The 12,190-nt window shown below is 45.3% G+C and carries 13 protein-coding genes; 7 read left to right on the top strand and 6 right to left on the bottom strand.

The features are described from left to right. Window positions 1-3: 3 nt before the first annotated feature. The gene (locus tag B2X65_RS07325; protein WP_290611620.1) at window positions 4-735 is read right to left on the bottom strand and encodes a tetratricopeptide repeat protein; all 732 of its coding nucleotides are present in this window, start codon (window positions 733-735) and stop codon (window positions 4-6) included. A gap of 372 nt (window positions 736-1,107) precedes the next feature. Here B2X65_RS07325 and B2X65_RS07330 point away from each other — a divergent pair, with 372 nt between their 5' ends. Both B2X65_RS07330 and B2X65_RS07335 read left to right on the top strand, forming a co-directional pair. Further along, on the top strand, window positions 1,108-1,557 hold the full coding sequence (locus tag B2X65_RS07330; protein ID WP_290611622.1) for a hypothetical protein: 450 nt from the start codon (window positions 1,108-1,110) through the stop codon (window positions 1,555-1,557). A 187-nt stretch (window positions 1,558-1,744) separates the two neighbouring features. Beyond that, on the top strand, window positions 1,745-2,194 hold the full coding sequence (locus B2X65_RS07335) for a nuclear transport factor 2 family protein (RefSeq protein ID WP_290611624.1): 450 nt from the start codon (window positions 1,745-1,747) through the stop codon (window positions 2,192-2,194). 119 nt (window positions 2,195-2,313) lie between these two features. Here B2X65_RS07335 and B2X65_RS07340 read toward each other — a convergent pair whose 3' ends face one another. Then, complete coding sequence (locus B2X65_RS07340) at window positions 2,314-2,874, bottom strand: hypothetical protein (protein ID WP_290611625.1); 561 nt, start codon at window positions 2,872-2,874, stop codon at window positions 2,314-2,316. A gap of 241 nt (window positions 2,875-3,115) precedes the next feature. Here B2X65_RS07340 and B2X65_RS07345 point away from each other — a divergent pair, with 241 nt between their 5' ends. Together B2X65_RS07345 and lepB are read left to right on the top strand one after the other, a co-directional pair. Next, window positions 3,116-3,571 carry an SRPBCC family protein gene (locus B2X65_RS07345; RefSeq protein WP_290611627.1) on the top strand — a complete coding sequence of 152 codons (456 nt, stop codon included), beginning with the start codon at window positions 3,116-3,118 and terminating at the stop codon, window positions 3,569-3,571. Between the two features lie 96 nt (window positions 3,572-3,667). Beyond that, window positions 3,668-4,339 (top strand): signal peptidase I, encoded by a 672-nt coding sequence (gene lepB / locus B2X65_RS07350; protein WP_290611629.1) that lies wholly within the window; start codon window positions 3,668-3,670, stop codon window positions 4,337-4,339. Between the two features lie 48 nt (window positions 4,340-4,387). On the opposite strand, the gene B2X65_RS07355 is transcribed toward lepB, so the two are convergent. Then, window positions 4,388-6,040: a tetratricopeptide repeat-containing response regulator gene (locus B2X65_RS07355; protein ID WP_290611631.1), complete on the bottom strand. Its 1,653-nt coding sequence runs from the start codon at window positions 6,038-6,040 to the stop codon at window positions 4,388-4,390. Between the two features lie 218 nt (window positions 6,041-6,258). Here B2X65_RS07355 and B2X65_RS07360 point away from each other — a divergent pair, with 218 nt between their 5' ends. After that, complete coding sequence (locus tag B2X65_RS07360) at window positions 6,259-6,570, top strand: DUF6482 family protein (protein ID WP_290611633.1); 312 nt, start codon at window positions 6,259-6,261, stop codon at window positions 6,568-6,570. Between the two features lie 36 nt (window positions 6,571-6,606). Here the strand turns inward: B2X65_RS07360 and B2X65_RS07365 are convergent, their stop codons facing one another. From B2X65_RS07365 to wecA, 3 genes are read right to left on the bottom strand one after another with little or no spacing between them, the layout of a single operon-like run. Continuing rightward, entirely contained in the window at window positions 6,607-7,773 is a 1,167-nt protein-coding gene (locus tag B2X65_RS07365; RefSeq protein WP_290611634.1) for a polysaccharide pyruvyl transferase family protein, read from the bottom strand. 11 nt (window positions 7,774-7,784) lie between these two features. Beyond that, window positions 7,785-9,098, bottom strand: a complete 1,314-nt coding sequence (locus tag B2X65_RS07370) for a flippase (protein WP_290611636.1) — start codon at window positions 9,096-9,098, stop codon at window positions 7,785-7,787. Window positions 9,099-9,134: 36 nt separating this feature from the next. Then, a complete protein-coding gene (wecA, locus tag B2X65_RS07375) occupies window positions 9,135-10,199 on the bottom strand; it encodes a UDP-N-acetylglucosamine--undecaprenyl-phosphate N-acetylglucosaminephosphotransferase (protein WP_290611637.1) in 1,065 nt (354 codons plus the stop codon). 155 nt (window positions 10,200-10,354) lie between these two features. Here wecA and B2X65_RS07380 point away from each other — a divergent pair, with 155 nt between their 5' ends. Together B2X65_RS07380 and B2X65_RS07385 are read left to right on the top strand one after the other, a co-directional pair. Further along, on the top strand, window positions 10,355-11,431 hold the full coding sequence (locus B2X65_RS07380; protein WP_290611638.1) for a glycosyltransferase family 4 protein: 1,077 nt from the start codon (window positions 10,355-10,357) through the stop codon (window positions 11,429-11,431). Between the two features lie 3 nt (window positions 11,432-11,434). Further along, the gene (locus tag B2X65_RS07385; protein WP_290611640.1) at window positions 11,435-12,187 is read left to right on the top strand and encodes a WecB/TagA/CpsF family glycosyltransferase; all 753 of its coding nucleotides are present in this window, start codon (window positions 11,435-11,437) and stop codon (window positions 12,185-12,187) included. Window positions 12,188-12,190: the final 3 nt, after the last annotated feature.

The raw sequence follows: 12,190 nt of genomic DNA on the forward strand, positions 1-12,190 counted from the left end.
TCCTTAATCTTCGCATTTTGTGATCAAGTTGCCTTTCGCTGCCCAATATTCAGCCGTCTCAAGGTCTTTATCGCCGACGATACCTCGGCAGTAAAAATAGCTGGTTATATAAGAAGCTCTTATATGACCGCTTTGGGCCGCGGTCAAATACCATTTAAAGGCAGCGCTACGGTCAACCGAGGTAAGGTGCCCTTTGTCATATAGAGTAGCAACAATGAATTGAGAATCTGTGTCGCCTGCCTGAGCCTTCAGTAGCAGATGTTCAAAGTACTTTGCTGGTTGATATTCGGTGAGTGTCCCATCTGACCCGGTTATAAAAAAGACAGAATCATCTGGTGGGGTAGAATGCTGTTCTGACTTTCTAAACCAATCCATCGCAATAAATTGATTCTGACCAACGCCATCTCCTGCCTCATAAGCAATGCCAAGCTCCCACATAGCAAGAGAATGACCAAGGCTTGCCGCTTTTTTAAAATGCGCCAGCATGTTTTTATTGTTCTGTTGCTTAGCACTCGACATTTTATCGATCAGACCGAGGTAGTAGTGAGCATTTGGGTCTTCAGTTTGTGCTAATTCAGCATAATAGTTTTTTGCAACAATAAGATCGCCTGCATAAAAAGCTTGCTCGGCTTTAGTGGCTAAGTCTTCAGAATTTGCTAGAAGTGGGATAAAGAGAGCACCTATTGCGAATATTGCTTTAGACATGAAGCTTAAGACAGAATCTTGTATGCGCATTCAGTTGTTACCTGCCCGATTAGATTACTGAAATTTATATTATTTGTTTATATTTTGCAAATTAAATGGGCTTTTCTTGCAGGCTTTTCAGGATTTGGCCGACTTATTATTGTTTATTAAGGGGGTTTTAATTAGGGTTAATTGAAGGGTTTCAGAAAACTATCGCCCATCCGGCAGCGCCGGAGTTGCACCGACAATCACTTTCACAACCAGTGGTTGCTAATGTTTTACTTTGGGAAAGTAAAAATAATGCAATTTATTCAGTCGATTAAGTATTAGAAGCGCAATTTCAGGGCTTTCTACTATACTTTGCTGGCTCTTTGTTTTTCTCTGATGTGAGCAGTAATTATCATTCTTATAAGGAAATTTAAAATGAAAAATATACTCATCACACTCTCTTTTCTGGTTCTCAGTTTTGCAATAAACGCAAAAGACAGGCTAGAGGTATATGAAGATTACGATATTGGTAAAGAAATCATGGTGGTAACAACTGTAAAAGTTGATCCCAACATGGGTGACGTTTATTTAGCCGGACTGAAAGACAGTTGGGTTAAAGCCGTTAAGATCCAAAAAGAGCTGGGATATATTAAAGACTGGAAAATTTATGGCAGCGATATGCCTAACAGCGGCAACTTTAATATGTTGTTAATAGTTACATTTAACAATAGTGCCGATTTAGAACCCAGCAAGAAAAAATACGATGCCTTTATGAAAAAATGGAGTGAGGCAGATGAAAAAATGTCGAACGAAATTTCGGCTAAATACCCCGAGGTAAGAACCATAACGGGTGAATATCAGCTACGTGAGATTATGATGAAATAGTTTAGCTAGCCCCTGTATTTTAGTTATTATTGACCAAATAGGCTTAAACAAATTGTGTTAATAATATAAGCGCCTGACTTCGCTGTTCAGGTGCTTTTTTATTTGTTTAATATCAATTGATTAATTTAGACCTAAAGTTTGTGGTAGCTTAACTTTTAAAAATCCGATGCAGAACAGGAATCTATTGATGAAGACCCGTTTACTACTTACCACCTTGTTACTAAGCTCGGCCGTGCTACTCCCAACCTTTGCCATTGCCATTGCCGATGACAAAGCCGAACTTACCGCCTTACTTAGTGAGTTTTTAGATGGCGCTACCCGCAACGATGCGGCTATTCATAATAAATACTGGGCAGATGAGCTGATATATACCAGCTCCAACGGCACCCGTTTTGGTAAAGCTGAGCTAATGCAAGGGGTGAACAGCAGTGCCAAGCTAAAACCCGATGAAATAGATACCGTTTATAGCAGCGAAGATGTGCGTATTTTGCAATACGGCGACACTGCTGTTGTGGCGTTTACCCTGGTAGGCACCTCTGAAACGGAGACCTTGCGCTTTCTAAACAGCGGTACCTTTATTCGCAAAAATGGTAAATGGCAGGCCGTGAACTGGCAGGCTACAAAGAAGGCGCAATAGTACATAAGCACCCTCTATAGATATACCATACGGCGGCCGATGATTTGTTGCGCCGCTTTGTATTTCGCTCAGCCCGTATGGCACATAAACGGTATGCCGGTTTTTGTTTACTACAAAGATTACTTATCTAGTCCAAATTTTTTCCGGAAGCGTTTTGCCCATGCTGGTCTTTGAATTTTGTAGCCATAAACCTTTTCCGGGACGATGATGTTCGGATTAGCCAATACAAGGGCGTCGAAAAAGGCTCGACGATCAAATCCACGATAACTCCCATACATTAGCTGCTTCTTCTCTCCGTTTTTGAGCACTATTAAGTTAGTAGCGTAATCTTGCGTTGTATCAGTTATTTGCTTCAACTCTGTAATATCTGAAATATTGACCTGCCAGCTTACATCACCAAAGGTAGGGTCAAAATAGGATAATGTCGTCGGCGTAACACAAACTCTAATTTCTTTGTTTTCAAACCAAAACCAGAGTGCTAACCCAAGTATAAAAGCTTCAACAAACCAAATAGCGATGTTCAAAATATTAAGAAGCTGCGATAGCGCGTTTCTATCGTTCGTCAAATCAGGAAGATATTTATGTGCGGCCAGGTATAGAAAAAATACCACGCACGCATTTAAAACAAGTATCATCGAAGAAGAACGTTGTTTTTTTGTATAAATGAAGTAATTTGCCAAATTTATCCTCTGCTAGCTTTTATCATTTGTTCGCAGTGTTAATCTTACTCGCTAAAGCCGATCTTCACTACCTGCGACGTAGTCTTCTGTTATTAGCTCACAGCACGCCAATTGTTCAGGTATGAGTCAGCCGTTGACGTAAGCGCTATATGTTGTAATGTATTTATGTTTTATTAACTTAAGAAATGGCTGAGAAAAATGTTGATGGCATTTCTTTAATACAATACTGGTGAGCACAACCATGCGTAACATAACTAAAATACATTTCAGTACTGTCATTAACGCCCCGGTAGAGCTTGTATGGCAGCGAATGTTTGGTGATGCCGGTTTTCGCAACTGGACGTCGGCTTTTTGCGAAGGCTCTTATTTTGAGGGAAGCTGGCAGCAGGGCGAACCTATCCGGTTCTTATCACCATCGGGCGATGGTATGGTGGCGACTATTGCTAAGCTTGAACCGCTTAAATCTGTGTCAATTAAACACCTCGGTTTCGTGGTTGCTGGTAAAGATGATTTAAGCAGCGAGCAGGTGATTAGCTGGGCGCCGGCATTTGAGAATTATTATTTTAAAACGGTCGCTCAGGGCACAGAAGTAAAAATAGAGCAGGAAATTGACCCATCATACCAGCAATTTATGACAGATAAGTGGCCAGTGGCGCTGCAGAAACTAAAAGCCTTGTGCGAGCAGAACGGAACTTGATTACATACCGTAAGTCTGACCAACAGCTTACAAGGCTTGGCGGCCGTCGGCGGTTAATTAATGTATAGACTGCGGGCCATTAAAACAGAGGATGTTATGAATAAACTTAAGAAGTTTTGGCGCAACAACCGCGGTTTTGTGCTGTTTATCGGGTTAATGCTGGTATTTCGCAGTGCGGTTGCCGACTGGAACGATGTGCCTTCAGGTTCAATGCAACCAACCATTGAAATTGGCGACCGTATTTTAGTGAATAAAATGGCTTACGATCTGCGGGTGCCGTTTAGCACGGTTTCGTTGCTGAAGCTGGCCGATCCGAAGCGCGGCGATATTGTTATTTTTGCCTCTGAAGCGGCTGACAATCGTTTGGTAAAACGGGTGGTGGGTGTGCCAGGTGATGTAGTGGCAATGCAGCAAAATGTGTTAACCATTAATGGCAAAACGCTGGCATACACTGAAGTTGATGAGCCTACCGAGGCGATGGCAACAAATTCCAGTAGTGAAATACTGCTGACCGAGCAGCTCGGCAGTGTGGCCCACCCGGTTAAGTTGGCACCATTGTCCAGTGCTCTGGCTAATTTTGTCCCAGTACAGGTGCCGGCCGGCCATTATCTGGTGCTGGGTGATAACCGTGATAACAGCGCGGACTCACGGGTCATTGGTTTTGTACCACGGCACGAGATTATTGGCAGGGCCGGGAAAGTATTATTTTCGCTGGATTATGACAATTATTATTTACCGCGCAGCGAACGCTTCCTGGCCGCTTTGTAGCGGCTCATGCTATTACGGGGTGATTGAAACTATTCAGTATGCGTACCTTTAGCTATTGGCTTTGGGCCGGCGGGTACGGACCACCAATTGCGGATACTGCTCACATAATAACGTGACATAATGCTTAAATTTATCCTGAATGGATTTCTCAAGCACGCTGGCTTTTAGTAACTTTATCGCTTGCTTGCAATAACGAAGGTATTTTACCGGCAAGCTATCGCATTTGCTTGCCGTTTGCAGAATATTCATCGCCAGTATGGTGTTAGTCGGCATCAGGTCAAACGTTTCACAAAACAAGCTGACCGCCTGAATAAAAAAACCATTTTCGTAAGCATCGCCAGCTTCACCACTAATTTGTTTAATGGCTGCTTTTAGCTCCTCATGCCTGATCTTTTCCATCTTCAGCATAATTTTCTGCGTTTCGGTCAGATAATCATCGTTAATTAAATAACTGGCCAGTTTGTCGATATAAAACTGACTGCTATGAATATCGCCCAATTCAAAATAAGCTTTGGCCGCATCCATGCAGCTGTCGATCGTCATTTTTTCTGCTTTATCGGCTACGCCGTTATCAAGCAGTGGCTGCCTTGCTTCAATAAGTAAGCCTTTCGCTGCCAGAATGCGACTGCGGACAACATTCACCGCTTTATTCCAGCCGTTATCTATTGACCGTTTTGCCACACTATCGACCAGCTGACTGGCATTTTGCAAAATAATCGTTCGCTCCAGAGGGTTCTTGCTGTAAGCGACATCAATTAAGCTTCGGGCATGGTTTAAATAGTTTTCGGGGCTTTCGTCAACGGAATAGCGAGCCGTGGCGACCAGTTTGCCATTAATTCGCGCTGCGGCCTCTTTATCGCCAATAATGACGTTCAGGTTGCTAAGTGTGCGTTGGCGATCAATATTTTGTGGTGATAACAACACCGCTTGATATAAGGTTTGCTGCGCACTGTCGTAGCGGCCATATTTCACCATCAGATGCGACAGCCAATCCAGTGCTTCCACTTTAGTAATGTCAAACTGAGTTAAATCGGCTAACTGTAGTTCAGTATCATCCCAGCGCTCCAGATAAAAAGCAGCAATAGCCGCGCCCAGTCTGGCCCAGGGTAATGCTTTCTGGGTTAATACTTGCTTATAAAACTGTTCTGCCTGCTGATATTTTCCGGCTTTTAGTAATAATTCACCTTTAATTCGCATGGCCTGAAAAGCAAATTCGGATTTGTTTCTGGCTACGCTGTCGCATTCTTTAATGGCGTCGCTGAAGTTATGTTCAAACAGATTTAAATGGACTTTTCTTAAGGCAATTTTCTGTCTGACCGCCCGAATAATCCGCTCGTTTAATATTGGAAAGGTGAACGGTTTTAAAATGTAGTCATCAGGTTGCAGTTCTATGACACCATGTACCAACTGGCGCTGGCTTTCAGCACTGATAATAATAAAACAGCACAGCGGTGGCATCAGTGCTTGTTGTTTGAGTATCTCGAACAATTGATAACCGTCTTTACCCTCTCCAAGATTGAAGTCGCACAGAATAAAGTCAAATGGAATATTTTGGCAACGGCTTATAGCATCGTTGGCGTCCCGGCTTAGGTGAATCGACTCAAACCCTATTGTTTGCAGCATGGCTTTGACCGATGCACGCACTGGTGAGCTGTCTTCAACAACAAGAACCTGTTTACAACGAAAAAAACTGGCATCCATGGCAGTACCTAAAGGCGATAAGCGTTATCGCAACGGCCGAATAAAACATTCCCGATAGTAGCTTTTTTTTAACCTGTAGGTAAAGTAATGAATGCTCACCGTCTTGACATGCTACTTGCCATTTTTATTGGTTGAAAATTAATCTATAACGGAATGCGTCGCGTAACAGATTAAGGTCTAAACACAGGACATAAATAATAACTAATTGGAGCCTTGTTATGCATTATCATCGTGTTGCTCATTTGAACCGGCAGGAAGTGCGGATTGATGAACTAAAAATCCATTCCCTTGAAATGGGTATTTATCTGGTTGAAGTCGATTTCGACAGCCGTAAAGGCTTCATTGTTGATAACAATAACCGCCCCCAGCAATTCCACAGCGTGGAAGAAGTGAAACTGGCGTTTAACGAGTGTGTCGTGCGTGAGGCATTTCTGGTTCACCAGTCAGCTTATGATGAAATGTGCGGCGGGCCGGAGACAGTAGACAACACCCTTAGCGTAGCGGTCCACTTTAGCCGTACCGTAAGTTAGCCAAGTTATCAGACGGTAATGAACTGGCGGGTAACTTTAGTTACCCGGCGTCAGATGCGGCCATAAATGCTGCCACATCTGTTGATTACGCTGTTTTAATTGTGCTGCGCTATCGGCCAGCTGCGGCAGAATGTCAGTTTTACTGGCCAGCAGCAAATCAATAGTCAGGCATAAGCTGCCCGCTGTAAGATCTTGTACACAATAATCAGCCATACCGAAATCACTCATCATGGCATGGTACTTATGGCTCCAGCTGGTAGCAATACAGGGCACGCCCTGGCTTAACGCATTTACCGCGCCATGAAAGCGCGAGCTGATCACCAGCTCAGCGCCACCGATAAAAGCTTTGACTGCTAGCGGGTCTTCAATCTGGACCAGACCACAGGGTGATAATTTGGCAATTTCAGCGCATAGCTCAGCATCTTCACGCCCCTCATGATTAACCAGTACCACCTGGTATCCCAACACCGTAAGTTTATCTGCCGCAGCGGCAAAAGCGCCGACGTAGCTTGCCCGCATGGCTTCTGCATCAGCATGATTATACTTTGACACAACTTTGGAGTTTGGTATCAGTGCAACGTAAGGCTTACTGACCTCAGGTAACTCATGATTAGCCAGCGGAGTTAGCCCCACGGTAAAATCCGGAGTTAAAATTACACTGTCAGGTAGCGGGTTTACGCAACTTTGTAAGTGAGCCAGAGACACGGGGTCACGTACAAAAATAAGCCTGGCATGGTGAATAATGTCTCGCATCGCTGCTTTGCTCTGCTCACTGGCAAAAGGACCGAATGCTTGCGGCATAAAAACGAAAGGCTTGCCGGCATGATGAAAACGCTTCACTTCTTTGGCAGTATTTTGCAAAAACTGCAATGGCCACTGATCACCATAAGCAAAGCCGCTGGCTTCCAGTACGATATCGATGTCGCGTTCGGTTACCATGCCGTAGCGTTTAAACAGCCGTTGCAGGGCAGCCGGCAGTTTGGCTATCACACCTGTTAAATCCAGTCCTTTACGCCGGAATGCCAGTTTTTGCCAGGCGCCAAGCCGGGCCCGCTCCGGGTAAGGTAAGTTCGGCCCCGGAGAGAGCACTAACTGATAATCTGGCAGGCCTTTTAAACCGTCCAGACAAGCCAGTAACATCAGATAGGCGCCTTTATTGCGAAACTGGACACCTTTAATTTCAACCAGCAGCGGCTTGTTCATATAAAACCCTTTTAACGTTGACCAGCATGACGTGCGGTTATTAGCTGCCAGAGCTGTGCACGGGTACTGGCGAAGAAGAATAAGAAAAAAAATGAGGCAAAAGCATAGGAAATTAAAGTAGCCCAGGCGGCACCTACAATACCCATGGTTGGAATTAACCACAGGTTAAGCCCAATATTGAGTAGTGCGCCAATGCTATGGCTTGCCAGTGATAGGGGTTCCTGTTCGGTTATAATTAAATGCTGGCTAATCAGGTAGCGCACAAAAATAAAGCATCCGGCCCAGATATGGATACGCAGCACTTCAATGGCCGCGGTAAACCCCTCACCAAATAATAGTGTTATTAACCACGGGGCTGCCAGTGTCATGGCCAGAGCGATACAAAATGCGGCACTGAAGAACAGCAAACCAAACCGGCGTAATTTTAAATAGTACACGGTTAAACCATGGTGATAGCTTTTTAACATGTCCGGATAATAGCGGGTGGCTAAAGTTGCCGGAAAGACATACCAAAGTTCTGATAAACGACTGGCGGCTGCGTATATACCGGCCTGCTCGCTACCCGCCATCGCGCCGAGCATAACAATATCAATTTTAAGATATACCACAGCAACAATACCCGACACCCACAGCCAGCTGGAGCGCTTTAATAGTGGTTTAATTTGCTCAGCGTCGAACCAGCGTGGGTGATAAGCGGGCCAGGGGGCTTCACCGGGTATAAAAGGTTGTTGTTTGTAGCGGTATAACAAATATTGCCCGACGCCTACCAGCATAAACTCGATGCCGGTGATCAGGATCAAACTGGCAATGCCAAAGCCGCTATACAGCAATGCCAGTTTTGCGATAAAGCTGACAAGTGTAATAACGGTTTTGGTGTAGGCGGTGCTTCGAAACGTACCTTGATAATTCAGGTAAAACTCAAATAACAATAAGCCAAAAAAGCTTTGCAGTAAAAACAATACCGGTATAGCAATGCCCTTATTACCACTGAGCATATCCGGATACAGTAAATAAAAACCCAGCAGCATCAGGCTGCCACCAAGTAACCCCAGGGCTAGACGAACCGTTACTGCACTGTACAGCAGGGTCATTGCTTGCTGACTACTTTGCTGCTGCACGATGCGCCGCACTACATTATTGTTAAGCCCCATGCTGGTTAGCGGCACCAGAAAGGTGCTCCACGCCATCACAATAGAGAAAATACCTAACTCACTGGCTCCCAGTACCCGGGCAACAAAAATGGTTAATACCGCTGCAGCGACTAATTTAACCAGACGGTCTCCTAACATCGCTGTTGCTCTGGCAACTAAGATTTTTTTTAGCATAGTAGGCTCATATAAAACGATTATTGAAAATCAAGACTAGCGTCGATTGGCTAAGCTGTGGCGAATGGCTGAGATAATGCGCCAGATATTTTGCATCAGGCCGATATACAAGGCAAACACCAGGAAAAACAGGGCTAACATTGCCGGTTCGGGTACCAGCAAATATTCACCAATAATACCGATGCAGGCAAACACCCAGGCCAGCGCCGTGATCAGAATGAGTGACTCGCGGGAGTTCAATCCAAGTCGCAACGAGATATGATGCAGATGCTCACGGTCAGCCAGAAATGGCGACTGACCTTTTAGTATCCGGCGTAGCATTATTGCCACCATATCCATTAGGGGTATGGCAATCAACCACAAGGCAGTCACGGGCCGGAAGCTGGCGGTTTCGCTTTGGGTGCTTATCAGCAACAACCAAATTACCGACAAACCGATTAACATGCTGCCGGCATCGCCCATAAATATTTTTTTCTGCTTAACCCAGCCCAAATTAAACGCCAGGTAAGGGAGTAATGCAGCAATAAATACCAGCGGCAACAGCGCTTGGCTGGCCTGGCCCCACAACAACATGAATACGGCAACACTACTAAAACTTACCATGCTGAGCAGTCCGGCTAAACCGTCTATGCCGTCGGTCATGTTAAAGGCATTAATTGCCGCAATTACCGCAATTAAGGTTACAGGAATACCCAGCACGCCTAACCCGACGTCACCTAAGCCAAAAAGATTACCTAAATTACTAATATGCAGTTCCAGGCTGTATATCATTGCCAGGCCAACAGCAAGTTGCACGACAAGACGCAATTTAACACTTAAATCCAAAGCATCATCAAATACGCCAAGGATAACAATAACCGCCGAGCACGCCAGATAGTAGCCAAGCATCGGGTCTGTAGAAAGCTGACTACTCAAAACCAGCAATAGGGTGATATAAATTGCCAGGCCACCAATTAACGGCACTGCGCCGCTATGCTGTTTACGGCCATGTGGGATGTCCAGCAAACCCACTTTCCCCGCCAGCGGTCGTAATGAAATGATTGCCAGCAGACTGGTTATCATCGCCAGGATTAAAATTAACGTTAATTCAGCTATCGGCATTTTTGTTCCGCATTGACGTTATTCAGCCTGTCGTCAGCTGAAATCGGTTTATAATCTGTGTTAAGTACATACAAAACTGGTTTGTTTAAGCTAATTAGCTATAAACTAAGTACTTTTAATGGCCTTGTGCCTATTGTAGTCAGGAATAGCGGCTTTTGGACAGTAAAACGTTACGTAACGAACCCAGCGTATTAATTATTACCAATATGGGCCCGAAACCGTCAGCACCATTTCAGGGCCAGTTTGTAACTGCGCAAGTTAATGGCCTGGCTGCAATTAACCCTGGTTATCATTTTATGCGCTGGCATGCTGACTCAATGCTGAACCGGTTACTGAAATATCCGGTATTTTTATTAGATTTTATCTGGCGGTTTATTCTTAGCCGGCGCACCTACTCGGTTGTTCATGTTCATTTTTTCTATCCGACGATTTGGCTGGCGCTGTTATACCGGTTATTGCGAAACCCCAGGGCAAAAATTATCGTGACCTGCCATGGTAGCGATATCTATAAATATCAGCCACCAGGACCCTGGTATCGCTGGTGTGCTGATAAAGTGCAGCACTGGATTTTCACCAGTGACGCGCTGAAAAGTCGGTTTAGCTTACCGTGTTCGCCCAATTCGGTACTATCTGCCGGTATCGCAGATAGTTTTGCAGAGCAAACACCGCTTGAACTGGCTAGCAAGCCTATAGACTTACTGTATGTCGGCAGCCTTGATTTTAACAAAGGTATCGATCGTTTAATCGGGTTATTACCGGGATTAACTAATAAGAAAATTGTTATTGCCGGAACTGGCCCCTGGTTGTCTAAACTACAGCAAGCTGCTGCGGTATTTCCTAACGTCAGCATACTGGGGCCGCAAACGGCCAGTGAACTGGCGGGTTTATACCGGCAAGCCCGCTGTTTTATCAGTACCTCGCGCCATGAGTCATTTGGACTGGTTATGGCAGAAGCGATGGCTTGCCATACCCCGGTAGTTGCCACCTATACTGATGGTGCTGCGGCCCAGATCCAACATGGCGTAAATGGTTATCTGGTCGCACAGCATAGTGAAAGCGATAGCCAAAATGAGCAGCGGGTAGTGGCGGGTTTATTAGCGGCACTGGAGCAACTGTGGCAATTACCTGCTTCGGACTATCAGCAAATGCAGCTTGAGGCCAGAGCGTGGGCAGAGCAGTGTTTAGTCAGTGATGTGGTTTCAAAATTAATTTGTCTTTATCGGAAAGTGTGAACTATGTCAGATATGATGCAAACAGCACAGCAAACAGCGATGCCAGAGCAGGTAAAGATTGGCGTTATTGATGTGGCAGCTTTTAAAGATATGACCGCGCTGCTGGAGTATATTGTGCCCGCCAACGGACCTGTTTTTGCAGGCTCTGCCATTGCAGTAAATCCGGAAAAGGTACTCACTGCCAGTCACAACACGTCACTTCGTCAGGTGATTGAGGCAGCAGATATCCGCTATGCCGACGGTATTGGCGTAGTCAAAGCCATGCGCCGTCGTCTGAAGCGTCATGTAGCGCGGATACCAGGCTGTGAACTGTGGCAAGCGCTGATGTTACGTGCGGCGAAATATCAGGTGCCGGTATTTATTGTTGGCGCAAAACCACAGGTTTTAGCCCAGACCCATGACAAACTTATTGCCGGGGGCACGTTAGTGGTGGGGGCTGTTGATGGGTATTTTAAAGATGAAGCTGCCCTTATTGCCCAGATTAAACAGTGTGATCCGCGTATCATTACTGTTGCCATGGGATCACCAAGGCAAGAACTGCTAATCCAGCGGCTGCAGCAAGCACATCCTGATTGTTTTTATATGGGGGTGGGTGGCACCTATGATGTGTATACCGGCAACGTAAAACGGGCGCCGGCACTGTGGTGTAAACTGAACCTGGAATGGGCTTATCGGCTGGTATTGCAACCGAGTAGAATAGGCCGCCAGCTCGGCTTAATGCGCTATCTGTGGTGGTATTGGACAGGCAAGGTGTAACAG

It is taken from the genome of Arsukibacterium sp. UBA3155 (genome assembly GCA_002364615.1).
Classification (GTDB): Bacteria; Pseudomonadota; Gammaproteobacteria; order Enterobacterales; family Alteromonadaceae; genus Alishewanella.

What these genes read in the sequence shown, in the direction of transcription:
- B2X65_RS07325 (WP_290611620.1), bottom strand. Translation starts at nt 735, where the DNA reads ATGCGCATACAAGATTCTGTCTTAAGCTTCATGTCTAAAGCAATATTC.
- B2X65_RS07330 (WP_290611622.1), top strand. Translation starts at nt 1,108, where the DNA reads ATGAAAAATATACTCATCACACTCTCTTTTCTGGTTCTCAGTTTTGCA.
- B2X65_RS07335 (WP_290611624.1), top strand. Translation starts at nt 1,745, where the DNA reads ATGAAGACCCGTTTACTACTTACCACCTTGTTACTAAGCTCGGCCGTG.
- B2X65_RS07345 (WP_290611627.1), top strand. Translation starts at nt 3,116, where the DNA reads ATGCGTAACATAACTAAAATACATTTCAGTACTGTCATTAACGCCCCG.
- lepB (WP_290611629.1), top strand. Translation starts at nt 3,668, where the DNA reads ATGAATAAACTTAAGAAGTTTTGGCGCAACAACCGCGGTTTTGTGCTG.
- B2X65_RS07355 (WP_290611631.1), bottom strand. Translation starts at nt 6,040, where the DNA reads ATGGATGCCAGTTTTTTTCGTTGTAAACAGGTTCTTGTTGTTGAAGAC.
- B2X65_RS07360 (WP_290611633.1), top strand. Translation starts at nt 6,259, where the DNA reads ATGCATTATCATCGTGTTGCTCATTTGAACCGGCAGGAAGTGCGGATT.
- B2X65_RS07365 (WP_290611634.1), bottom strand. Translation starts at nt 7,773, where the DNA reads ATGAACAAGCCGCTGCTGGTTGAAATTAAAGGTGTCCAGTTTCGCAAT.
- B2X65_RS07370 (WP_290611636.1), bottom strand. Translation starts at nt 9,098, where the DNA reads ATGCTAAAAAAAATCTTAGTTGCCAGAGCAACAGCGATGTTAGGAGAC.
- wecA (WP_290611637.1), bottom strand. Translation starts at nt 10,199, where the DNA reads ATGCCGATAGCTGAATTAACGTTAATTTTAATCCTGGCGATGATAACC.
- B2X65_RS07385 (WP_290611640.1), top strand. Translation starts at nt 11,435, where the DNA reads ATGTCAGATATGATGCAAACAGCACAGCAAACAGCGATGCCAGAGCAG.